Below are 22,051 nucleotides of genomic sequence, written 5' to 3' on the forward strand. Positions count from 1 at the left end.
AATAAAGGACAGCATCATACTGTCCTTTGATTCTCATTAAATCAGTTACTTGATAACTTTAATTCGAGTCGTAGCTGGAATAGTTAAAGGTGAATCTTTAGAGTTTTCAGCAACATAGTTTTCAAGCGCATCAATATCTTGACCACCACCGACACGGTTTTGGCCTTCTTTTAATACCGTAAAGTTGTCACCACCATCTGCCAAGAAGCTATTTACCGTCACGCGATACACTTTAGTGTCAACCAACGGTGAACCTGCAATCATAATATTACTTGCTCGTGGTGAAACAGATGTATTTGCCGCATATTGGTAACTCAACTCTTTAGATGGCTGTAAAATTCTAGGTGAATTTGCATTTGCACCAGACCATTGCTGTTCAAGCACATCTCTAATCTGTTTACCGGTTAAGCTCAAAGTCACAATAGAGTTACCGAAAGGTTGAACTGCAAAAACATCGCCAAAGGTAATCTGGTTATTACTATTAATGAGCAGATCCGCACGCACACCGCCTGGATTCATTAGTGTAAAGTCTGAGCCTTGATTACTTGCTTTTAAGGCAGCCGCTTGCTGAGCATCGGCAATCATAATACCTAGCGGACTTTCACCACTTTCGACTTGAGTACGGCTCACAACGGCAGTAGATGTACCAACCACACGACTTGAAATGGTGGTCACAGCTTGGCGGTATTTATCTAAAATCGCTTCAATGCTTGGGGTTTTGTTAAATTTTTGATAGAGGTCTGTCAGGCTTACCGTGGTTGTGCCAGACGTATAGGCCTCACTTTGTATAGGAACTTGTTTAGCATCTTTTTTAATGACATCACCAGTTTTACCATCTAATTCAATCTTGATGTCAGTAATGAGCGTGCCATATTGTCCAGCTGAAGTAAGTAAGAATGGTTTAGCTGGATTTTTTGTTGCATAGTCACAAATATAAGATTGATGTGTGTGACCTGAAACAACAATATCAACTGCTGGATTAAGCTTATCCAAAATTCCTAAAATCGGACCACTTAAACCATCACATGTTTTTTGATTGAGCTTCGTACTTGGCGCCGCACCTTCATGGACAACGACTACAATGGCTTCAATTCCTTGTTTTTTTAATTCAGGAATCAACGCATTTACTGTATCTGCTTCATCACGGAACTCAACGTCTTTAATACCTGCCGCAGAAACAATACTTGGCGTCGCTTTAAGAGTTAAACCAATAAATGCAACTGGAATTCCACCATAAGTTTTAACTTTATAGGCTGGGAAGATCGTTTTACTGGTGTCATTTTTCATTGCGACGTTAGCCGCAAGGAAATCAAATTTTGCACCACTAAAATTTTTATTAATTTGACAAGGTGCAGTGCTGGTATATTGCTGACATCCACCATTTTTTAAACGGCGTAATTCGTCTGTACCCCGATCAAATTCATGGTTACCTACAGCATTAAAGTCAATTTGAATATCATTCATGACTTCAATGGTTGGTTCATCTAAAAATAAAGAAGAGGTGAGAGGAGAGGCGCTAATTAAATCGCCTGCCGAAACCACAGCATTATTTGGATTTTCTGCTTTAAGTTTTTTAATTGCATCGGCAAAGTAACTCACTCCTCCCACAGGAATACGAACAGATTGAGCAGCATCATTTGGATTTGGTGCCTCGACATAACGCTTAGGTGGCTCAAGATTTCCATGAAAGTCATTAAAAGCTAAAATATTTACGGTTTGATTGCTTCTTTGGGCAGGTGATGCTGTGTCATTATCATCATCGTCATTACATCCCACCAATAATGCTACAGCCAGAGAAAGTGTTGTTACTTTAAAAAGTATTGTTAAATTTTTCATTTTTTTATCATTTGATCAATTAAGACGGATAAAAAAATACGCTTTTAGTATGAATGTTTGATGAAAGACCCAATAAGTAAATATGTTCGAAATATTAAAATTTGGACAAAAAACACAATTATCGAACAATATCTTAGCTAAGGGTGGTCTACAAACCCAATTTTTTTATTTAGAATAAATTTTTAATTGCCTTATAAATCTTAATCAAGTGATTCATTTCATAAGATTAATATGAACCGGAGATAATTTATGCAATGGACTAAACCAGCTTTTACTGATTTACGCATTGGTTTTGAAGTTACAATGTACTTTGAAGCACGTTAATCAGTTTCATCAAATATGTCATAAGCCCTAGTCTTGTTCTAGGGCTTATCTCTTTCTAATAAGATATTAATTTTATGTATATTTATGTTTTAGGTTCAGCTGCCGGAGGCGGGTTTCCGCAGTGGAATTGTAATTGCCCGAATTGTCATGGTGTGCGCACAGGTACAATCCAAGCCAAAGCCCGTACTCAATCATCGATTGCTGTTTCTGAAAATGGAACAGACTGGGTTTTATTAAACGCGTCACCTGATATCCGTCAGCAACTCTTCGAATTTAAAGCAGCGCAACCAGCGCGTAAATTACGTGATACAGGAATAACAAGCGTTATTTTAATGGACAGTCAGTTAGACCATACCACTGGGCTTTTAACCTTACGTGAAGGTTGCCCAATGAATGTATGGTGTACAGAAATGGTCCACCAAGATTTAACGAACGGCTTTCCAGTATTTAATATGCTCAAACACTGGAATGGTGGTCTTCAATATCATGAGATTAACCCTAAACAAGCTTTTAAAATTAATGGTTTCGAAAATTTAGAATTTTTACCCTTAATTATTAAAAGTGCAGCTCCACCATATTCACCGCATCGAAATGACCCACATGATGGCGACAATATCGCTTTAATTATCAAAGATCATAAGACACAAAAACAGTTGTTCTATGCTCCGGGTCTTGGAAAAATTGACGATCAAATCATGCAGATTATGCAGAGTTCAGACTGTGTCATGATTGATGGTACGCTTTGGACAGACGATGAAATGCAACAAACAGGGGTTGGAACTAAAACTGGCCGCGAAATGGGGCATTTATATATTAGTGGCGAAGGTGGTTCACTGTCTTATTTAAACAAGCTGAGTACACCTAAAAAAGTGCTGATTCATATTAACAATACCAATCCAATTTTAAATGAAAACTCTAGTCAGTTTGCTGAGCTTAAAGCAAATGGCGTAGAAGTTGCCTATGACGGCATGCAGATTGAACTCTAAGGTGAAACATGACTCAAACACCTGAAGCTTTAACGACTGAACAATTCAAACAAGCCATTATCGATAAAGGCCAGTATTATCATATCTATCATCCATTTCATGTGATGATGTATGAAGGTAAAGCGACCCAGCAACAAATTCAGGCTTGGGTTGCAAACCGATATTACTATCAAATTAATATTCCGCTTAAAGATGCGGCGATTATGGCAAATTGCCCCGATCAACGAGTCCGTCAAGAATGGATTCAACGCATGATCGATCAAGATGGTGAATATCCAGATGGCGGTGGTCGGGAAGCATGGCTACGGTTAGCTGAAGCTGTGGGCTTGAGTCGTGAACAAGTTATTTCTGAAGAGTTAGTTTTACCGGGCGTTCGCTTCGCGGTAGATGCTTATGTAAACTTTGCACGCCGTGCTTCATGGCGTGAAGCAGCAAGCAGCTCTTTAACTGAACTTTTTGCTCCACAAATTCATCAATCAAGACTTGATTCATGGCCACAACATTACCCATGGATTGATGATAAAGGCTATGAGTATTTTCGTTCTCGTTTGAGTCAGGCACGCCGTGACGTTGAACATGGTCTAACGATTACGCTTGATTCATTTACAACTTTTGAGCAACAAGAACGAATGCTTGAAATATTGCAGTTTAAGCTGGATATTTTATGGAGCATTTTAGATGCTTTAACACTTGCACATGTTCACAATGAAGCACCGTATCACAGCGTGACAAGCAACCGAGTTTGGCACAAAGGACTATTTAAATGAATAAAGAGCAGTTTGATTTAAACCTTGTGCCAACATGGCGACAAGGTTACCGTTTTCAGTTCGAGCCAGCTCAAAATGGTTTTGTGATTTTATATCCTGAAGGCATGATCAAATTAAATGAAAGTGCAGGGGCAATTGGACAATATATTGATGGGCAGCAAAATGTTTCTGCAATTATTGCTCAGTTAAAGCAAAAATTTGGTGATATTGCTGAGATAGATCAAGATGTAGTGGATTACATGCTGGTCGCACAGCAGCAACACTGGATTGATTTAGTATGACAGAAGGTGTTGGCCTGCCTTTATGGTTATTAGCGGAGTTAACTTATCGTTGTCCGCTACAATGCCCATATTGCTCAAACCCCTTGGACTACGCTCAGCATAAAAATGAGCTAACCACTCAAGAATGGTTTGATGTTTTTGATCAAGCACGTCAAATGGGTGCTGTTCAACTTGGTTTTTCTGGCGGTGAACCTCTAGTACGTCAGGATTTAGAACAACTCGTTGCACATGCTCATCAACAAGGGTTTTATACCAACCTCATTACCTCAGGCATGGGCCTTACCGAACAACGTATTGCTGATTTAAAACAAGCGGGTTTAGACCACATTCAAGTGAGCTTCCAAGCGAGTGATCCTGTTGTAAACGATGCCTTGGCAGGTTCAAAGCATGCTTTTGAACAAAAGTATGAAATGTGCCGATTGGTTAAGAAATACAATTATCCAATGGTGCTTAACTTTGTTATTCATCGACATAACATTGACCAGATTGAACAAATCATTGAACTTTGCCTTGAGCTCAATGCAGATACAGTCGAGTTGGCAATTTGTCAGTTTTATGGATGGGCTTTTCTAAACCGCCAAGGTTTATTACCCACCCAAGAACAACTGACACGAGCTGAACGGATTACCAATGAATATCGAGAAAAATTAAAAGCGCAAAATCATCCTTGCAAACTCATTTTTGTAGTGCCTGATTATTATGAAGAGCGACCAAAAGCCTGTATGAATGGTTGGGGTAAAATCTTCTTTACAGTTGCTCCAGACGGTATGGCGCTACCTTGCCATGCAGCACGACAATTGCCAATTTCGTTTCCAAATGTCCGCGAACATAAATTGTCAGATATATGGTACAAGTCAACTGGATTTAATCATTTCCGTGGCGATGCATGGATGCCAGAAGGGTGCCGTAGCTGTCCCGATAAAGACCGTGACTTTGGCGGATGTCGTTGTCAGGCCTATATGTTGACTGGAGATGCGGCTAATGCCGATCCTGTATGTGGGAAATCGCCGTATCATCAAATGATTGAACAAGCACGGGCAGAAAGTCAGTTGGCTGCACCTTTGCAAAATTTAGTATTTCGTAATAGTAGAAACTCTAAATCTTTAAGCACCACCCAAAATATTCCAGTCCACATTATTACAGATATATAGCAAGTAGGAATACTCATGAAGCCTCGCCATATTCCAGTTTTTGATGGACATAATGACGCATTAACACGTTTATGGCTAAGTGACTATCCAGATCCTGTACATGCTTTTATTCATGAACGTTTAGTAGGCCATCTTGATTTAAAACGCTGTCAAGAGGCTGGTTTTATTGGTGGAATGTTTGCGATTTTTTTACCACCATATAGCTATGTGCAACAGCATCATTCCAATAAATTATTTGATCAGAATGCTTCTGATTTTACGCAACAGCAAATTGAACAAATTTGCTTGGAACAACTCGATTTAGCTCACCAACTTGCTCAGTATTCTAAAAATATTAAAATTTGCACCTCGGTTCAAGATATTCAAGATTGCAGAGCAGAGAAAAAGCTAGCAATTGTATTGCATATGGAAGGTGCAGAAGCTTTACAACAAAATCCTGATTTACTCGATGTATTTTATGAAAGAGGCTTACGTAGTATTGGCCCCCTCTGGAATAGACCTAGTCGTTTTGGACATGGTTTAAATGCTAAGTTTCCTCACTCACCTGACACTGGAGCAGGTCTTACTAGCGATGGCAAAGATTTTATAAGACGCTGTGCCAATAAAAAGATGGTGATTGATGTTTCACATATGAATGAGAAAGCTTTTTGGAATACTGTAGATATATTGCAGCAGCCAATTGTAGCAACACACTCTAATTCACATGCTTTATGTCCTCAAGCTCGCAACTTAACTGACCCACAACTCAAAGCAATAAGGGAAAGTAAAGGGATGGTAGGCGTAAATTTCGATGTCGCTTTTTTACGGTCAGATGGACAACGAAATGCAGATACATCGATTGATGTAATTTTGGAACATTTAGAATATTTAATGGATCATTTGGGCGAAGAACATGTGGGCTTTGGTTCAGACTTCGATGGTGCACTTATAGGTACTGAACTTGAAGATGTGACAGGCCTACATCGCTTAATTGAACGTATGCAACAGCGTGGTTATTCTAAAACACTGATTGAAAATATATGTCTTAATAATTGGGTGAGGGTGCTTAATAGAATTTTTGGTCAATAATGAATGTCTAAACAGAGTTAATCTACAGAATCATAACTATTTTTTTATTGGCCGAAATGACTAAAAAAAATACAAACAGTTTAATTGTCAACCATTCGGTATATTCACTACACTCAATCTTACTGAATGTAAGAACATTTGGTATTTCAGGTCTTTTGTGGTTTTCACATCACCCATTTCTTTATGAGAAGTAGAAATGGGTTTTTTTATCCTAATTATATAAACGTGACAGTCATCACAATAATCACTAATTATTGGTAAAAACCCTCAATCCCATCTTGACTAAAAGTTCAGCATTAAATACATTTGTAATATATTTTTAAAGATAATAAGATTGCATAAAGCGATTCATAATACTGCTTAATCCTGAAATACAGTGAAAAGCCTATTCTTTTTAGAATAGGCTTTTTGCTTTGTATCAAAATTTATTTTTCGGGATTATTTTTCTCTTCAATTAACATAAAAAATAAACACCTTACAAAAGCGGAGCAAATCAAAGCCGTTAAATAACAAATTTTATGCTATTAATTTAAGCTAATTTCTCAAAAGTTACTCCGTTAATCGAAGAGGTGCAAAATGTTAAAGTCAATTATAGTATTGGGAACAGGTATCGCGATTGGGATGTGTATGTACAAGAAAAAGCAAAAAAATAGCAAAAGCTTTACCACGGATAGTGATACAGACTCATTGATTAGTAAAGACACTGCTAAAAATAAAGATGATGGTTCGCTGGATAACGCAGTACAAGTTTAGAATTAAATAAAAAGGGTTCAGTTAATGAACCCTTTAATTTTGATTAAAAGTAAATTTTTTAATAAGTAATATTTACATTGAATAGATTAACTTAAAAATAATATTTAAATTAAATAATCACTCAACTATTCATTTAATTATTACAAAAATATGATTAGAACAAAGAAAACACTTTCATTATTAAAATTTACATATTGTATCAGTGCAATCTTTATTATTGTCGATGCGGATAATAAAAAAATGGAGACTAGTATGTCAAAACGCCATATCTTAAAAGAAGTGAATGCTAAAAGTATGTGTGGTATGGAAATCGTTGTCGAACAAATTTATGAAAATATCAATGAAAAAAACTTTATAGACGTTGAATTGGAACAGAGCTGGTTACCACTTTCTAAAATTGTGATTTCGGATAAAGTCATCAATTTAGATCCAGATAATAGCTTTGCTCATCCTAGAACAGGTAAAGTCTTTAAAGTCCTTAATTCTTAATCGTTTTCCTGTCAGTAGACTTTTCATATTTCTAAGTCATTGAGGCGAAACATAGATACGTTTCGCCTCAACCCACTTAACTAAGAATTAATTTTCTTTTTGGAAAATAGTTTCTCTGCGGCTCCCAACACAAAAATAAAGAACACGGGAACAAAAAAGATGGCCAAGATGGTGGCAGATATCATACCTCCAAATACCCCTGTACCTAATGCATGCTGAGTTTCCGAACTTGCTCCAGTTGCAATGACCAATGGGATAACACCACAGGTAAAGGCAAGGGAAGTCATCAAAATTGGGCGTAGGCGTAACTTTGCTGCTGCAACGGCTGCTTCAATTAAAGTCATGCCTTCTTCTTTGAGCATCTTTGCAAACTCAACAATTAAGATCGCATTTTTGGCAGATAAACCAATAATAGTGATAAGACCAATTTTGAAGAAAATATCGTTTGGCATTCCTCTTAACATAATGGCTAATATTGCACCAAAGATTCCTAAAGGAACAACAAGCATGACAGATAACGGAATTGACCAACTTTCATAAAGTGCAGCTAAAACTAAAAACACGACTAACATTGATAAAGCAATAAGAAATACCATTTGAGATTCAGATTGCTTTTCTTGTAGTGAAATGCCTGTCCACTCATAACCAATACCTTGAGGAAGTTTAGCAATTAACTTTTCCATTTCTCGCATCGCATCACCTGAAGATACCCCTATGTTAGGCACTCCAGCGATACTTAATGATGGTCGGCCATTGTAGCGATTATATTGCTGCGGCAACTTATTCCACTGAGGAATCACGACCTCGGATAAAGACACCAGTTGTCCGTTTGCGCCTGCAACCTTTAAACTCAAGATATCTTTTAAATGCATTCGTGATTTTGCATTGGCTTGAACAATAACTTGCTGCATTCTGCCTTGATTTGGAAAATCATTGATATACATCGATCCCATTGAGGTCGAAATAATATCCGAAACAGAAGCAAAGCTTACTCCTAGAGTGTTTAATTTCTCGCGGTCGATCTTCAAGCTAATATTGTCACCTTGAGGTAAACCTTCTGGGTAAACCATGTAAAATTTTTTGTTTTGGGCCGCCATTTCCATAAGCTTTTCTTGGGCCGAAATTAAAGCAGGCATTCCTAAATTTGCTTTGTCTTGTAAACGCAAACTAAAGCCTGAAGATGTACCCAATTCATCAATGGCAGGGGGAAGTACAGACATAGTTGTACCTTCTTTACTGTTTGCCATTTCTGCATTTATGAAGTTGGTATAGTCAGTAGTAGATTTATCACGCTCGCCAAAATCTTTTAAGGTTGTAAAAGCGAGTGCAACGTTTTGGCCAGCGCCACTAAATCCCCAACCCATAATTGAAATATTGCTTTTAACATCCGACTGCTCATTTAAATGGTTTTCAAAATCTTTCACAATTTTTGTTGTACGTTCAGCAGTCGCATCTGAAGGTAATTGGAACGACGTTAAAAACCAGCCTTGATCTTCCTCTGGCATAAAAGCAGTTGGCCAATATTTCATGCCTGCAAAAGTTAAACCTGTAATCACCACAAAAATAATTAAAGTCGGAATAGTATGTTTAACGACTTTAAGTAAAATCGCTTCATATTTTTTTGTGACTTTATCAAAGCTACGATCAAACCATGCATAAAAACCTTTCTTTTGATGATTTGCATCAACAGGTTTTAATAAGGTTGCACAAAGTGCAGGGGTGAGTGTTAAAGCTAAAAATGCCGAGAATAAAATTGAGACTGACATCGTAATGGTAAATTGGCGGTAAATAATACCGACCGAACCACTTGCTAAAGCCATTGGTAAAAATACGGCTGCCAACACCAAGGTAATACCAATAATCGGACTGGTAATCTCTGTCATGGCTTTAGAAGTCGCTTCTTTAGGAGATAGACCTTCGGTTGCCATAATTCGTTCTACATTCTCAACGACTACAATCGCGTCATCGACAATAATCCCGATCGCAAGCACCATACCGAACATAGTTAACACATTAATTGAGTAACCGGTTAAAAGCATGATGGTAAAGGTGCCAAGCAGGGCAATTGGAGCGACAATCGCAGGAATTAAGGTATAGCGAACATTATGAAGAAATAGATACATCACAATGAAGACCAAAACCATGGCTTCAATTAATGTATGAACGACCTTTTCTATCGAAATTTTAACAAAAGGTGCAGTATCGTAAGGAACGCTAAATTGCATGCCTTCAGGTAAATTTACTTTTAGTTCTTCAAGTTTCTGTTTTACCGCATCTGCTGTTTTTACTGCATTTGCACCAGGGCTCAACTGAATGGCCGCAGCTGTTGCAGGTTTACCATTTTCTAAAATCGCAAAATTATATGACTGAGCTCCCATTTCTACATCGGCGACATCCGACAACTTAATATTGGCGCCGCTAATATTGCTCTTTAGACTAATATTTTTGAACTGCTCTACATTTTCAAGCTGTCCTTGAGCGGATAAAGGTATGGTAATTAATTGACCATTAACTAGAGGACGATCACCAAGTCTACCTGGTGCAATATCGATATTATTGTTACGAATCGCATTATTTACATCACTAATCGATAGACCATAAGAAACTAATTTATTTGGGTCTACCCAAATTCGCATCGCTTTTTCAGCACCAAAGGACTGAATTTTTCCGACACCGTCAACACGTTTAAGCTCTTCGACCACATTACGAACCAGATAATCGCTTAAATCGACTTCTGAATAACGATGGTTAGGTGAGTTTAAACCGACAAGCATTAAAAAGCCTGAGGACGATGCCTCTACAGCTAAGCCTTGTTGGCGGACGACTTGGGGTAAGCGTGCTTCAACCGCTTTAATTTTGTTTTGTACGTCGACTTGTGCCATATCCACATCGGTACCGGGTTTAAATGTCGCGGTAATTTCAGCGGTTCCTGAAGAATCCGTTGTAGCACTATAGTAGAGTAAGTTTTTTACTCCTGACATTTCCCGTTCAATGAGGGTAATCACACTATCATTAATCGTTTTGGGAGTAGCGCCAGGATAACTTGCTGTAATGTTCACTTCGGGTGGAGCGACACTCGGAAAGCGTGCAATGGGTAACTTTGGAATACTCAGCACACCAAATAGAATGATAAAAATTGCAATTACCCATGCAAAAACAGGACGGCGAATAAAGAATTGAGACATCATTTAGCATCTCCTTGCTTCACCGTATTTTCTGTTGAGGCCGCTTTCCATGCTGAAATTGCTAGTTTTTGGTTGGGCTGGATACGCTCTATACCTTCAACGACAACTTTTTCGCCTGCTTTCAGCCCTTTATTGATGAGATAAAACTGCTCATATTGTTGCCCTAACTCTACTGAGCGAACATCTGCGCCACCTTTGGCATTCACTACATAAACTTGAGGATCGCCATTCATATTGCGCTGAATAGCTTGTTCTGGCACGAGTAAGGCCTGAGGAACCGAAGCACGCTCAATATTAACGCGGACATACATACCCGGCAGTAATTTTCTTTCAGGATTGGTCACTTCAATACGAATGGTGACATCCCCAGTTTCAGGGTCCACATTAATATCTTCAAACAGCATTTTTGCTGTAACATTATAGGGCTGTCCCAAACTATTCAAAATCTGTACAGCTTTTTGATTGTTGGCAGACAACTCACCACTTTGTAGAGCCGCCTGTAGGCGCTCATATTCTCCAATAGACTGCTTTACATCGACATAAACGCGGTCAATTTGTTGAATGGTCGCCATAGTATTGCTATCAGCCTGACTAACCAAAGCGCCTTCTGTTACGAATGATTTACCAATACGTCCGGAAATCGGTGCTCGCACTGTCGCATACTGTAAATTAAGATTTTGTCGAGCTAATAATGCTTTCATTTGAGCAACATCTGCAATCGCTTGTCGATATTGCGCTTCGACATTACTTACTTCTTGCTTGCTAATCGCATTACTTGGTAAAAGTTGCTGATAACGCTCAAGTTGTATTTTTAAGCGGTTTACTTCTGCTTCAGCTTTATTTAAACCCGCTCGATTACTATTTACATCAGCCTCAAATGTTTCTGAGTTTATTTTGTATAGAGGTTGTCCAGCTTTAACTTCACTACCTTGAGCGAATAAAACTTTTTCGATAATACCGCCAACTTGAGGACGAATTTCGGCAGTTCTGAAAGCGTGAACGCGCGCCGGTAGATTTTCACTAAAGTTAATAGACTGCGGTTGAATTGAAATAACGGTAACCTTAGCCGTAGATACATGTGTTTGATCACTTACTTGTTCATTGCCACAGCCGTTTAACACAAAAACGAAAGATAAAACGAATGGAACTAAAAAATGCTTTTGCACTTTTATAACACCTAATGGACTTCTAGATGCTGGCATTATTTTTGATGTGTGTGTAACCAAAATCACGAATATGTGGAAAAAGTGTGGAGATCTATCAAAAAATACGCGTATGATAAATCAAATTTTTCCCACGTCTTATTGCTATGTTCGAGTCAACCTTTACGTTTAATTGTCAGGATAAGCTTATTCTTGTTGTAGAAGATGAATATGATATTGGCGATATTATTGAACATTATCTTAAGCGTGAGGGTATGCGTGTTGTACGGGCTATGAATGGTAAGCAGGCAATTGAAATACACGCAGCGCAGCCTATTGATCTGGTGATTCTCGATATAAAAATGCCGGAACTGAGCGGGTGGGAAGTACTGAATAAAATTCGGCAAAAAGCAGCAACACCAGTCATTATGCTTACGGCTTTAGATCAAGAAATTGATAAAGTCATGGCTTTAAGAATTGGAGCAGACGACTTTGTCGTAAAACCCTTTAACCCAAATGAAGTGGTCGCACGTGTACAAGCAGTACTAAGACGTACTCAACAAAACCAGCAAACTCCTAACCGAAATCTGATTTATAAAAATATTGAGGTGAATACCGAAATTCATACTGCTTACATCCATTCGGGCGATCAAAAACAAACACTCAATTTAACTCTAACTGAGTACAAAATTTTATTACTGATGTTACCGCATCCTCATAAAGTCTTTACTCGTTCAGAGCTCATGAATCAGTGTCTACCAGATCGAGATGCATTAGAACGTACGGTCGATAGTCATGTCAGTAAGCTACGAAAGAAAATAGAAGATCTGGGTTTACGAAATATGCTCATCAATGTTCGCGGTGTAGGCTACAGGTTGGATCATCCACATGAAAAATAAAACGGGCATTAGTAAACAACTGATTATTGCACTGAGCTTTACCAGTCTAAGTGTTACGCTGAGTTCGCTAATTTTAGGTTATGGCACCTACTATGTTGCAATTGAAGTAGGGCTTATTTCTCTCGAAAAGCTGAAAGAAAGTGATGAGTTTTTTCACTATCTAGATGGTATATGGTTATTCGCCGTGCTTCTATTTGGCACAGCATTATCAATTATTTTAGGCATCAAGCTTGCTCAACGTTTTATTGTGCCTATTAATCTATTAGCCGATGCAGCTAAGAAAATTAGTCATGGGGATTTAAGCGCACGAGTTGAAAAACCAATGCATCATTCTTCTGAAATTGGTGAGCTTATGGATAATTTTAATGATATGGCTCAAAAACTAGAGACCTCAGTTGAAAATGCTCATGTCTGGAATGCCGCAATTGCACATGAGTTAAGAACGCCAGTCACCATTTTGCAAGGTAGGTTGCAGGGGATTATTGATGGTGTTTTTGAAGCTGACCCCATTTTATTTAAAAATTTACTAAATCAAGTAGAAGGTCTTTCAAACCTAGTCGAAGATTTACGTACATTGAGTCTTTTTGAAAACCAACAGCTTAGACTTAACCTCGAAACGATTTGTTTTAATGAAACTGCTCACAAAGTCGTGCACATGTTTGAAGAAAAATTAGAAAAAGCTCAGCTTAAAGTCATTTTCAATATTGAAGCGCCAAAAGTTGAGTGTGATCAACGGCGAATTGAACAGATTTTAATTGCTTTACTGGATAACACTACACGTTATGCAAATCCGGGAAAGTTAATTGTTTCAACGAGACAAAAACAAACTAACTGGATTCTTGAAATAGAAGATGAAGGACCTGGCATTTCAGCTGAGCATCGCAAAGATTTATTTAACCCTTTTTTCAGGTTAGAACAATCAAGAAATAAAGAGTTAGGCGGCACTGGGTTAGGTCTTTCGGTTGTACAAGCTCTTGTCATTGCCCATAAAGGTCAAGTCGATTATTTAAATCAACACTCACATAGCATTTTTAGAATAAGTATTCCTCAATAATGATCGCTTTTGTACAACCTTTAACGCTTTAATTAAGAGAAATTGCATTTCATGACTCGTGATTAACTAAAAAATAGGTTAATTTGTTTATAAAATTTTTAAGTAAATACTGATTTTTTATGATAATTGAGATAGAAACTCATCCACTTGAGCCATTTTTACCTGAGAATGCCCGTTTATTAATGTTGGGCAGTTTTCCACCGCCACGTAATAAATGGAAGATGGATTTTTACTATCCCAATTTCCAAAATGATATGTGGCGTATTTTCGGTTTGATTTTTTTCCAAGACAAAACTTACTTTTTAAGTGAAAGCCAAAAAAATTTTAATGAAGCACGTATTCGAAACTTCTTGATTGAAACTGGTATTGCAATCTTTGATACCGCTTATCAAATTAAGCGGTTGAAAGGGAATGCCGCAGATAAATTTCTTGAAATAGTAACACCAACAGATCTTGCAGTTTTACTTCAGCAGATTCCTCTATGTCAAACTATTATGACCACAGGCGATAAAGCAACTGATACTTTAATATCAGTTTTACCAGAGCACACCGAAAAACCGCTTATAGGAATGTCTACCTCGACTTACTTTGCAGGTCGAAATATTAATTTATACCGTCTACCATCTTCTTCTAGAGCATATCCATTAGCCCTAGAGAAGAAAGCAGAGGCTTATCAAAAATTCTTTAACGAGATTGGCATTTTATAAATAAACTTGAAACGCTGTTACATCATCCATTCAACTGGTAGATATGAAACAGCTTTAATCATGGTACGTTGGAAAAGGCTCGTATCTGGGTCTTTTTCATATTCAACAATCTTTCCATCCGACTGATAATCTAACCAAATGATCTTTCCTTCACTATTTAACTTAAGCTGGTAAGCAACTTGAGGTAAGTGCTGATCGAGCATGACTGAAATTTGCGCTTGTAATTGACTCGACTCAATAACCAGACCAACCTCAGTATTTAAGTAAGTCGAACGAGGATCAAAGTTAAACGAACCAATAAATACTTTACCGTCTACATCAAAAAACTTGGCATGTAAGCTCGATTTATTTTTACCTTTAGCAGGAATCACACTTCCAGTCACCACTTCATACCAAGTTCTGCGTCTGCGTTCTAAAAAGGGCTTAAACTCAAATAGTTCTACACCACTTTTAAGCATCTCGACTCGATATTGACTATAAAAGGCATGCACAATTGCTACATCATTTGCAGCAAAAGAGTTGGTTAAAACCCTAACTTTAACACCTTGCACCTTGAGTTGTTTTAAATAATAAGTGCCTTGTTGAGTAGGAACAAAATAAGCAGAAGCTAATTCGATATGCTGCTTTGGTTCACCCATAATCTTTAGAACTTGCCCATAAAGCATTTCTTCTTTAGCGGCCAGTCCTAAGATTTTTTTAGGTGAATCAGCAACAAAATATGCTTTTGACCACTGGATTGGATAGTGCTCTAAAAGTTCTTTTAAATAGCTTTGAGCATCGTAAAGCTTATCTTCAGTTTGAGTATGATTTTCACTTTCATGAATTAAATCATGGTAGTGCTGCCTTAGTGTTTGCAAATGGTGAACAGCACATGTTCCCACCAGTTCAGTAGCATTTTGACTTAAATCACTTTGCCAAAAATCATTAAAGACAGACTGTGCATGTTGTACGGTATGTCCATAAAATAAAATATCTAGATCTGTAAACTGAAACTTACTACTTGCGTCAAAATATTCACTACTAATATTTCGACCGCCTGTTACCGCAATCACGCCATCTGCAATAATTAACTTATTATGCATGCGATGGTTTACTTTTTTGAACCGAAAAATATAGTCTAAAATTCTTAAATATCTAAACTTGTATGGATTAAACAATCGAATTTCAAAATTGGGGTGGTGGAGAAGGCTTCTAAGAACTCCATCCAGCTTTACTCCATTTTGATCATCAATAAGTAAGCGGATTTTTACGCCACGATCTGCCGCCGTTAGTAACTCGTGCAGCATTAAGTTTCCAACAAAATCATTTGTCCAAATATAATATTGTAAATCGATTTTTTCTTTTGCATTTCTAATCAGATACATACGAGAAGCGATACTGATAAAGGCATCATCTAATGCCACAAAAGCAGTCAGTCCTTGTTCTGTTTTTTTTGTAGCTTGCTCATCATTCAACCAATTAAAGCTATTCGTCACTATATCATTCTCATCAGGGTCGTATGTACCGTTATACGAAGGTGTATGTGTAAAGCCCCAAGCATTTAATGCCATACTACTATACTGCTGATAAATTTGATTAATCATGTAAGCTTTTAAAGTCGCATCCAAGATAAGCACATCACAGCATTTTTATATTCAATTTATAAGTCAAAATTCATATTAAACGTTATAAATACATTCTGCCAAGCCTCAACGCTAGCAATTCTTTATTTTTATAGAGATATATCTATTTAAAAATATAAAGTTAAATTTAACCCTTTTATGCCTAATGCTATATTCAACATTATTTTTTAAGGATGCTTGAGATGAGTCACGTGGGTTCTTGTCTATGCAATGAAGTCAAATTTTCAGTTACTAAGAAAATAAACACGGTCTATCACTGCCACTGTAGTCTCTGCCGTAAACAAACTGGAACGGGGGCAAATGCAGCAACATTAGTAAATAAGGATAAATTTGAATGGTTATCAGGTTTAGAACTTGTCCGTACCTATAAAAAAGAAACAGGCTTTACATCTTCATTTTGCAGTCAATGTGGCTCACCAGTACCTAACTTGGTAGGCACTACTGATTTTATGTGGATTCCATTAGGTTTATTAGACAAAGATATTGTTGTGCTAAAAAAGCTTAATTTTTGTATCGTTTCAAAGTCAAATTGGGTAAACACAGTAGATGCAGATGAATCTTACGATGAACTTCCAACTTTAAATGAACTAAACATATTGTTTGATTAAAGAATTTTTAAAAATGAGACTTAGTCTGCATTAAATTTAATTTTTTCGGATGGTTATGCTTGCAGGTTTCGCAAAAACACACTAATTACAATTGCCAGCACAACAATTACATTAGAAAACATGATATCTATCATACTTCCTTAAAGGGCTGAGTGAGTAGCTTAATAATAAAAGGGAGAAAATAGAGATGCCACAATATTTAATCATCGCTGAGAATGTATATAAAAAGATTGAGGACAAAAATTTATTTTCAGAAAGCTCGGCAGAAAACTTAAATCAATTAGTTGGTGTAATTCGTAATGAAATTAAAGGCACCAAATTTAAACTTAAATACAATTTTATAGATTTTGAGGAATGCCTAACCAAGCCCTTAGAGGAATGTGCCATTAAGTTAGACATGAGCCTTATGCCTAAATATAAAAATAAAGACGAATATATACTTTGGCTCGCGGGTTTTATTGAAAGAATTACGACAGGAGGTGAGGCGAAGCTTCCGCCGATCTCAAAATTTATTCCTCCAGACTTTAAGTTTAATTATGAGGAACCACCCAAAGTATCATCTTCTACACAAGATGATGGAGAGATGATCATTAATTATTTCAAATCAGATGCCTTTAATAAAATTATAAGCCAAGAAAAATAAGTACATAAAAAATATAGAAGTGATCGTCCACTACACTTCTATATCTCGCTGTAAATTCAGCAACCGCCTACTGGGGCGGTTTTTTAATTTTACCCACCTTATTCATAAAAAATATATTGTTATAACTTTTCACAAAAGTTTGCATAACGCACAGAATCAGTCTCATTGGCCTAAAAACAGATACAACCTTCAATGTTAATTTTAAGTTTACTTAACTATCGTTTGGAGATAAGTATGTTCAAAGCTATGTTTTTCTTTGGTGCTGGGGCTGTTTTCGGTTACTGCTGTAAACACAAGGAGGATAAAGCTAAAGAGGAGAACTCATCAAAATAAGCGAACTACATTCATAAAGAACTTACTAATGAGTTGGTTTTTTATAAGGAGGTGTCTATGCTCCACAACCTTAGACAGCTTTTCTGTATTCATGTCTGGGAATATGACTTTGATATTACTCATGACGAAGTTAAAGAATGCAGAAAATGTGGGAAAATTCATAAAATCAAGAGTTTCCCAAAATTGACTTAAGATGTAAATTTTTACTTTTAGTCTTAAGTGAATATTAAAAATTAAATAGGCTCAACATTTTAAATATTGAGCCTATTTAATATAAAACTTAATTAATTATCCTTAAATAAGATTAAAGAATACCTACCAATTTAATCAGAATAAAATCACAAATAAATCACATTTTAAATCAATAAAACAGTTATATTGCACATAACTTATCAATTAAAATTAAAAATACGGAAACAATTTAATAAAAATTAAAAACTTATTTTTATAGCTTTCAACTTATACTTATATTTTACAAATAATTAATAAGGAGATAGAAATGCCAAAATATTTACTATTAGCAGAAAAAATTAATAAAAATATTAAAAGTTCTTATTCAAACAATCATTTTAGAAATTTAAACAATCTTATTATAGAAATAAAAAAAGCTATTGCAGGCACTGAACTAAAGTTTTTATATAACTTTGTGAACTTCGAAGGTGTTGTTATTAGTGTAAAAAATGAGCTTCCTATTAAGCTAGATATGAGTTTGATTCCAAAGCATAAAAGCGAAGATGACTTTATTTTATGGTTGGCAGATTTCATTGATCGAATCACTATAGATACAAGCAAGGGTATTCATTAAAGATCGTTATCTCTCTGGCAAGAGAAGAGTATTTGAAATCAATTATCTATAACTTTAATGGATAAAGTATTTAAGGTTCTTGTCTAGGAGCTGAATTCATATCATGTCGAACTCTGCTGATGTTTTCATAAATGACTTTACGCATTCGGTTTACTGCACCTAATGGTTTATGCTCAGGTAGGGCATGCCACGGTGTAAAAGACAGATTCTCACAAAACTTATTTTGTTCTGGTGTGTCAAAGTTCTGCTTGGGAATATGAATAGTTGCGACTTGATAGAAAGGAGCTGCTTTTTCATCCCATTCTGTCATTGAATCTTCCACTGACATTTTGCTTGAGGTTCGTGGCTGAATAAGAAATTCCATGCAAGCATCTGTACTTTGTAAAGTGTTCTTTAAAGCTTCCCTTAAATAATTATGACTAGGATTTTTAGGTAAATTGTTTGGTGGCATTGAACAGGCACGAACTGAATATTTAACTGCTCTTCGATCATTATCCAGCCCTAACTGATAGGGAACCATAGACCAGTACCGTGCATATAATGGGTTTGCGATTTGCGAATTACGTGCTCCAAGAGCATTCATTGTTCCCTTAAAACCTAACGCAAATGGAATGTGAAGTTTTCTGACCATATTATGGCTATTCACGTCATTCATAAAAGAAAGATATCGTTTAGCATCATTCGCAAAAAAGACTGGATGATTAATCATAATAAAATCTTGAGTGGTTGCTTGCTTTTCACTTTCTAAAATTTTCTGTCCAGACACACCTAAAATTTTTATTGCGATGCCACGTGCATCTTTTTTAATGTCGGCATTAGAGGCATCATTTGAAGCATTAGAAAATCGAATCCATGCTTGATAACTTCGATCTGGAATAAACATTCCTTTAGCAAACTGGGTAGGTAGATTTTTTGAGACATGAAAATCGGCACGAACACAACCATGCGCCTTAGGATGTGCATCACGTAAAGCATTTCCAGCCGTATACTGTTCCCGAATTGACTTTTCAATGACTTGAGCTATGTTTTGAGCGAGCAACTCTTCGTTAGGCTGTATCTTTTCTCCTAATGCTGTGTCGATCTCTGGATAAGAGTTACTTTCCGAAAAGGTCTTTGCGGGTGACGTTGTGTTGGAATATAAAGTTTCAGTACAACCTGATAATGCAAATACAAGAGGAGTAAATAAAAACAAACCTTTAAAATTTATAGGCTGTATAAAATTTTCCATTTATTAACTCCTCAGTGTAAAAATATTTTAGGATAATATTAAGATTTCATGTTTAATTTTATTTTGAACTTTATGAAAAATATAAACTGTAAATAATTTAAACGTCATTGTTACTTATCTGAACAATAACATAGGAATTATTATTTAATATAAAATCTCTTAATACATTAAGAGAATGTAGACATGATAAATAACTCACAGAATGTACAAAATAATACTAATACATCACCTCGCCCAATCACTCAGAATACACTTATTGATCGGTTTAGCCCTATTTATTGGAGAATAGACGGCCCGCAAACGATGTCTTTCGCCATTACGAACTATGGAAATGGTTTTGAAGCATCTTTTAGATCACGTATGACAAATGATTTGGTAGGAATTACTTGGGATTCTTATGACACTAAAGATCATAAATTTTTAGCGTATCAAACCAAATATAGCTATGCAGGGGTGGTTTGGGACTTCGATATTGAGTTATCTGCCACGATGCCAATGCTTAACAATCCAAGTTTAACGCCCACTTTAACGGTGTACTATAATGAAAATGGCGTAAATAAAATTGCATATATTGTTCTATTTAATTACGCAAATAATCCTTCCTCGCGAACGGCGCATATTCGTATTAATTGGGATACAGTAAAAGCAGGCTTCTCTGCTACAGATAGCTTTCCAGTAACCAATATTCAGCGAATCTCATTTTCTGGCTTTACCAGTGACTATAATGGTCAAACCGCTATACCTTTAAGTCAACCAAAAGATGGCTACATTCGCCTCATTAACTCCGTTGTAACTGGAACAAATGCAAAGTTAAATTTGAGCCGTGTAGTTGTGCCACAGCACAACTATGGCATCTGCACCAGCTATGATGACCACTATGACTTAAATCCTCAGCGCTTAGTCAACAATATGGTCGCTTTGGGATACCAGGGTTTTGTTAACCACTATTGTGGGATGTCGCATTATCCAGAAATGACATGGAAAAGTGATATTAATAAATGGCAGATACCTGATACGTTGGTGACAGGCGAGGCGGTCGTTAACTCATGCACTCGTAAATGGCATGAGAAATATGCTCAGGCTTTGCATAACGCCAGTTTGCAACCCATTTTTGGGGTAAGCTTTGAAATGTATTCCTTGGGCGCAAATGAATATTGGGCACAGCGTGACTGGAACAGTAATTTAGGTAAAACAGGTTACCAACCACCGAGCTATTTTTTTAGTTTAAGTCATCAGAATGCTTTGGCATATCTACATAAAGTCTTTATTGAGTTTGCAGATACAATGGTAGGGGGTGGATGCGATGTAAATATGCAGATTGGTGAACCTTGGTGGTGGTATAACACTGACACCAATCTACCTTGTGTGTATGACTACCCAACAAAATTGGCTTTTAATGCGGATACAGGATTATATGCACCAGATTTGGGTACTATTTATGAGGCAATGAATAAAACAGGAACGCCATATGATGAGTTTAAAACATGGCTTAGAAATAAATTAGGTCAAACCTGTCAAAATATTCGTACCGTGATCAAAGCAAAATATTCTACTGCCAAAGTTAGTCCTCTTATTTTCTTTCCTTCCATTCAGTCCCCAATTCAGACATTAGCTACTTATATTAACTATCCAAGCCAACATTATTCATATCCTAATTTTGATTACATGATGACAGAAGCTTATGACTGGTTGCTAGAAGCTCGCTTAGACTTGGCACATCAGGCAGTTTCCCAAATACCTATACAAGGGTTAGGCTATCCTGCCAATAAAGTCATTTATTTATCTGGTTTTGTTCCCGATGCCTCTATTGCTTATATCTATGGTTTTGATAAAACCAAGCCATATCGAACACCCATTTGGCAACGAATTTTTGGTGACATGAAAAACAATGTTTCTTTAGGGTTAATGAAGCAATTTATCTGGGCATATCCACAAGTTATGTATGATTCAATTACGATTGATACCACTCAAGCTCCAAATGGCTTCTTTATTGAAAATACGCTTTATTCTCCAATTAGTGATAACACACCATATCCACCAGATATTTACCTATAAGTAAAAAAGCTGCTTATAAGATAATGATTTGATAAGAAACCTCTTCAAGTAAGAGGTTTTCTTCTTTTTTAAATGTAGGCTTGCTTAGATGTATCTGACTGGCTATGCTGTGATG

20 protein-coding genes are annotated in these 22,051 nt (G+C 36.7%); 15 read left to right on the forward strand and 5 right to left on the reverse strand.

Going from position 1 to position 22,051, the window contains the following annotated elements; all coding sequences use genetic code 11:
* Positions 1–45 precede the first annotated feature (45 nt).
* Positions 46–1,836, reverse strand: a complete 1,791-nt coding sequence (locus tag WBW42_RS12835) for a bifunctional metallophosphatase/5'-nucleotidase (protein WP_032057584.1) — start codon at positions 1,834–1,836, stop codon at positions 46–48.
* 249 nt (positions 1,837–2,085) lie between these two features.
* Between WBW42_RS12835 and pqqA the strand changes: the two genes are divergently transcribed.
* From pqqA to WBW42_RS12875, 8 genes are all read left to right on the forward strand, one after another.
* Positions 2,086–2,160 (forward strand): pyrroloquinoline quinone precursor peptide PqqA, encoded by a 75-nt coding sequence (gene pqqA / locus WBW42_RS12840; protein ID WP_001982218.1) that lies wholly within the window; start codon positions 2,086–2,088, stop codon positions 2,158–2,160.
* Positions 2,161–2,234: 74 nt separating this feature from the next.
* Positions 2,235–3,146 (forward strand): pyrroloquinoline quinone biosynthesis protein PqqB, encoded by a 912-nt coding sequence (gene pqqB, locus WBW42_RS12845; RefSeq protein WP_032057585.1) that lies wholly within the window; start codon positions 2,235–2,237, stop codon positions 3,144–3,146.
* A gap of 8 nt (positions 3,147–3,154) precedes the next feature.
* On the forward strand, positions 3,155–3,913 hold the full coding sequence (gene pqqC / locus WBW42_RS12850) for a pyrroloquinoline-quinone synthase PqqC (protein WP_032057587.1): 759 nt from the start codon (positions 3,155–3,157) through the stop codon (positions 3,911–3,913).
* Positions 3,910–4,194 (forward strand): pyrroloquinoline quinone biosynthesis peptide chaperone PqqD, encoded by a 285-nt coding sequence (gene pqqD, locus WBW42_RS12855; protein ID WP_005069244.1) that lies wholly within the window; start codon positions 3,910–3,912, stop codon positions 4,192–4,194. Before pqqC ends, pqqD begins: the two co-directional genes overlap by 4 nt.
* Positions 4,191–5,345, forward strand: coding sequence for a pyrroloquinoline quinone biosynthesis protein PqqE (gene pqqE / locus WBW42_RS12860; RefSeq protein WP_284105425.1), 1,155 nt, complete (start codon positions 4,191–4,193; stop codon positions 5,343–5,345). The genes pqqD and pqqE overlap by 4 nt, the downstream gene beginning before the upstream one ends.
* Positions 5,346–5,360: 15 nt before the next feature.
* Positions 5,361–6,413: a dipeptidase gene (locus WBW42_RS12865; protein WP_032057589.1), complete on the forward strand. Its 1,053-nt coding sequence runs from the start codon at positions 5,361–5,363 to the stop codon at positions 6,411–6,413.
* Positions 6,414–6,989: 576 nt separating this feature from the next.
* Positions 6,990–7,166 (forward strand): hypothetical protein, encoded by a 177-nt coding sequence (locus tag WBW42_RS12870; RefSeq protein WP_002113575.1) that lies wholly within the window; start codon positions 6,990–6,992, stop codon positions 7,164–7,166.
* Between the two features lie 252 nt (positions 7,167–7,418).
* Positions 7,419–7,655 (forward strand): hypothetical protein, encoded by a 237-nt coding sequence (locus WBW42_RS12875; RefSeq protein WP_016806236.1) that lies wholly within the window; start codon positions 7,419–7,421, stop codon positions 7,653–7,655.
* Positions 7,656–7,735: 80 nt separating this feature from the next.
* Here WBW42_RS12875 and WBW42_RS12880 read toward each other — a convergent pair whose 3' ends face one another.
* Positions 7,736–10,843, reverse strand: coding sequence for an AdeB/AdeJ family multidrug efflux RND transporter permease subunit (locus WBW42_RS12880; protein WP_032057591.1), 3,108 nt, complete (start codon positions 10,841–10,843; stop codon positions 7,736–7,738).
* Entirely contained in the window at positions 10,840–12,006 is a 1,167-nt protein-coding gene (locus WBW42_RS12885; RefSeq protein ID WP_032057592.1) for an efflux RND transporter periplasmic adaptor subunit, read from the reverse strand. Before WBW42_RS12885 ends, WBW42_RS12880 begins: the two co-directional genes overlap by 4 nt.
* A gap of 143 nt (positions 12,007–12,149) precedes the next feature.
* Between WBW42_RS12885 and adeR the strand changes: the two genes are divergently transcribed.
* The 3 genes from adeR (at position 12,150) to WBW42_RS12900 (ending at position 14,642) form a co-directional block, all read left to right on the forward strand.
* Positions 12,150–12,881, forward strand: a complete 732-nt coding sequence (gene adeR, locus WBW42_RS12890) for an efflux system response regulator transcription factor AdeR (RefSeq protein ID WP_002113657.1) — start codon at positions 12,150–12,152, stop codon at positions 12,879–12,881.
* Complete coding sequence (gene adeS, locus WBW42_RS12895) at positions 12,871–13,935, forward strand: two-component sensor histidine kinase AdeS (protein WP_032057593.1); 1,065 nt, start codon at positions 12,871–12,873, stop codon at positions 13,933–13,935. Before adeR ends, adeS begins: the two co-directional genes overlap by 11 nt.
* A 119-nt stretch (positions 13,936–14,054) precedes the next feature.
* Positions 14,055–14,642 carry a DNA glycosylase gene (locus WBW42_RS12900; RefSeq protein ID WP_032057594.1) on the forward strand — a complete coding sequence of 196 codons (588 nt, stop codon included), beginning with the start codon at positions 14,055–14,057 and terminating at the stop codon, positions 14,640–14,642.
* 17 nt (positions 14,643–14,659) lie between these two features.
* Here the strand turns inward: WBW42_RS12900 and WBW42_RS12905 are convergent, their stop codons facing one another.
* Positions 14,660–16,249: a phospholipase D family protein gene (locus WBW42_RS12905; protein ID WP_080777028.1), complete on the reverse strand. Its 1,590-nt coding sequence runs from the start codon at positions 16,247–16,249 to the stop codon at positions 14,660–14,662.
* 188 nt (positions 16,250–16,437) lie between these two features.
* Here WBW42_RS12905 and WBW42_RS12910 point away from each other — a divergent pair, with 188 nt between their 5' ends.
* The 3 genes from WBW42_RS12910 (at position 16,438) to WBW42_RS12920 (ending at position 18,653) form a co-directional block, all read left to right on the forward strand.
* Positions 16,438–16,872, forward strand: coding sequence for a GFA family protein (locus WBW42_RS12910; RefSeq protein ID WP_078220818.1), 435 nt, complete (start codon positions 16,438–16,440; stop codon positions 16,870–16,872).
* A 187-nt stretch (positions 16,873–17,059) separates the two neighbouring features.
* A complete protein-coding gene (locus tag WBW42_RS12915) occupies positions 17,060–17,515 on the forward strand; it encodes a hypothetical protein (protein WP_002113876.1) in 456 nt (151 codons plus the stop codon).
* Positions 17,516–18,347: 832 nt separating this feature from the next.
* Positions 18,348–18,653, forward strand: a complete 306-nt coding sequence (locus WBW42_RS12920; protein ID WP_032057598.1) for a hypothetical protein — start codon at positions 18,348–18,350, stop codon at positions 18,651–18,653.
* Positions 18,654–18,723: 70 nt separating this feature from the next.
* Here WBW42_RS12920 and WBW42_RS12925 read toward each other — a convergent pair whose 3' ends face one another.
* Positions 18,724–19,881 carry a catalase family protein gene (locus WBW42_RS12925; protein ID WP_032057599.1) on the reverse strand — a complete coding sequence of 386 codons (1,158 nt, stop codon included), beginning with the start codon at positions 19,879–19,881 and terminating at the stop codon, positions 18,724–18,726.
* Between the two features lie 183 nt (positions 19,882–20,064).
* Here WBW42_RS12925 and WBW42_RS12930 point away from each other — a divergent pair, with 183 nt between their 5' ends.
* Entirely contained in the window at positions 20,065–21,936 is a 1,872-nt protein-coding gene (locus WBW42_RS12930) for a non-contractile tail sheath protein (protein WP_032057600.1), read from the forward strand.
* Positions 21,937–22,051 lie beyond the last annotated feature (115 nt).

This window comes from Acinetobacter sp. LT1 (assembly GCF_059800965.1).